The 2,172-nt window shown below is 74.3% G+C and carries 1 protein-coding gene and 2 pseudogenes; 2 read left to right on the forward strand and 1 reads right to left on the reverse strand.

Annotation, left to right across the window (positions count from 1 at the left end; all coding sequences use genetic code 11):
* Positions 1-951, forward strand: a 951-nt coding sequence (locus AB0C29_RS44985) for a beta-propeller fold lactonase family protein (protein WP_360834020.1), incomplete at its 5' end; no start/stop codon positions are given.
* Between the two features lie 75 nt (positions 952-1,026).
* Here the strand turns inward: AB0C29_RS44985 and AB0C29_RS44990 are convergent.
* Positions 1,027-1,593 (reverse strand): annotated as a pseudogene (locus AB0C29_RS44990) (ABC transporter ATP-binding protein); the annotation flags it as partial.
* Positions 1,594-1,925: 332 nt separating this feature from the next.
* Between AB0C29_RS44990 and AB0C29_RS44995 the strand changes: the two are divergent.
* A pseudogene (locus AB0C29_RS44995) lies at positions 1,926-2,172 on the forward strand (alpha/beta hydrolase); the annotation flags it as partial.

Raw genomic sequence — 2,172 nt, forward strand, 5'->3', positions numbered from 1 at the left:
CCGGCCGGCACGTTCGCGACCGGGGGCCGCGGCGGCATCGAGGCGGGCGCGGCCGCCGACCCGCTCGCCTCGCAGGGCTCGCTCACCCTCGACGCCCGCCACCACCTGCTGTACGCGGTGAACGCCGGCAGCGACACGATCACCGTCTTCGGCGTGCAGGGCACCCGGCTGACCCGGCTCCAGGTGATCGGCAGCGGCGGCGCGTTCCCGGTGGGCGTGGCCGTCCACGGCGACCTGGTCTACGTGCTCAACGCCCGCGACGGCGGCTCGGTCCAGGGTCTCCGGCGCGTCGGCTCCCGGCTGGTGCGGGTGCCGGCCTGGCATCGGGCGCTCGGGCTCGACCCCGCGGCCGGGCCCGAGTTCACCCACTCCCCCGGCCAGGTGGCCTTCAGCCCGGACGGCCGGCGCCTGCTGGTCACCACCAAGGGCAACACCGACGAGATCCTGGTGTACGGCGTGGACGCCCACGGCGCGCCGGCCCCGCACCCGGTGCGCAACGCCCAGCCGGGTACGGCCCCGTTCGCGCTGGCCTTCGACCGGTTCGGGCACGTCGTGGTCGCCCAGGCCGGCCCGAACGCAGCAGCCACCTTCGACCAGCGCCGCGACGGACGGCTCGTCCCGCGGGCCGCCGCGCCCACCGGCGGCCAGGCCACCTGCTGGGTGATCGGCGTGAACGGCACGTTCTACCTGTCCAACGCGGGCAGCGCCACGATCACCGCCTTCCGCACCCGGGCCGACGGGACGCTGCAGGAGCTCGGCACCACGAGCACAGCGGGCGCCGGCACGATCGACACGGCCGCGTCGGCCGACGGCAGCGTGCTGTACGCGCAGACCGGCGGCGGCACCGACGGGGTGGAGGCGTTCCGGGTCGGGCGCAACGGCAAGCTCACCGCGATCGGATCGGTGACCGTCCCGGGTGGGGCGAACTCCGAGGGCATCGCCGCCTACTGAGGACCGGCTCACGCGGGTCGCGGAGGCGGGCATCCCATTCCCATGCCTGTCCTCCGCGACCCGCAACTGAACGTGTCAGGTGCCGTGCCAGGTGCGCCACAGGGACGCGTACGGGCCGCCCGCCTCGAGGAGCTCGTCGTGGCTGCCCAGCTCGATGATCCGGCCGCCGTCCATGACCGCCACCCGGTCCGCGTCGTGCGATGTCTGGAGGCGGTGGGCGATCGCGATGACCGTACGGTCGTGCAGCACCGCCGCCAGGGCCCGTTCCGCGCTGCGGGCAGCCGTCGGGTCCAGCAGTGCGGTCGCCTCGTCCAGGATCACGGTGTGCGGGTCGGCCAGCACCACCCGGGCCAGGGCGAGCTGCTGGGCCTGGCCGCCGCTGGGCGGGTCCTCGCCGAGGTCGCGGTCGAGGTCGTCGGCCCAGTCGGCGCCGACCGTCTTCAGTGCCCGGCGCAGCACGTCGTCCGGGGCCGGCACCATCAGGTTCTGCCGCAGGGACTCGCGGAAGATGTGGTGTTCCTGCGTCACCAGCACCACCTGCCGGCGCAGCTCGTCCGGGGGCAGGTCGGCGATGGGCACGCCGCCTACAGTCACCGAGCCGGCGTCCGGGCGGTCCACGCCGGCGATCAGGCGGGCCAGCGTGGGTCAGCACCGCATCGGCGGTCCGCAGCGCGGCGGCCAGCCGCAGCTTGGTCATGGTCCGGTGCCGCATGATGCCCAGCCCGGCACTGGACAGGCCGACGAGCAGGACTGCCGCCGTCCAGGCGAGCAGGGTGCCGGGCCGGCGCGGGCCGAGACCGCGGTCGATGGCCTGGGACAGGAGGAAGGGCGTGAACGCGAGGCTGGTGAACCAGAGCGAGCCGAACATGGCGCCGAGCAGAACCCGGCCTTTCAGTTGTCTGGCGAGCCACCAGAGGTAACGTGCGGGTCCCCGGATATCCACGGACCCCATGGTGCCCGGCGACAATAGGTTGGTGGTCAGAGTTTCCGTCGTGGTACGCGTAGCGCTCGTCGTGCTGCTGGTCCTGGCCCTGCTCATCACACTGGCGTGGCTGCTGCAACGGCGGCTGATCTACTTCCCGGACCGGTCCGCGCCGCCGCCCGCGGCCCAGGTGCTGGCCGGAGGTGAGGACGTCTCCCTGCGTACCGGTGACGGGTTGGACCTGGGCGCCTGGCTGGTCCGGCCCCCGCCGGGGACGACCGACCGGCGGGTGGGCGTGC

It is taken from the genome of Actinoplanes sp. NPDC048791 (genome assembly GCF_040650095.1).
In the GTDB taxonomy this organism is placed as follows: domain Bacteria; phylum Actinomycetota; class Actinomycetes; order Mycobacteriales; family Micromonosporaceae; genus Actinoplanes.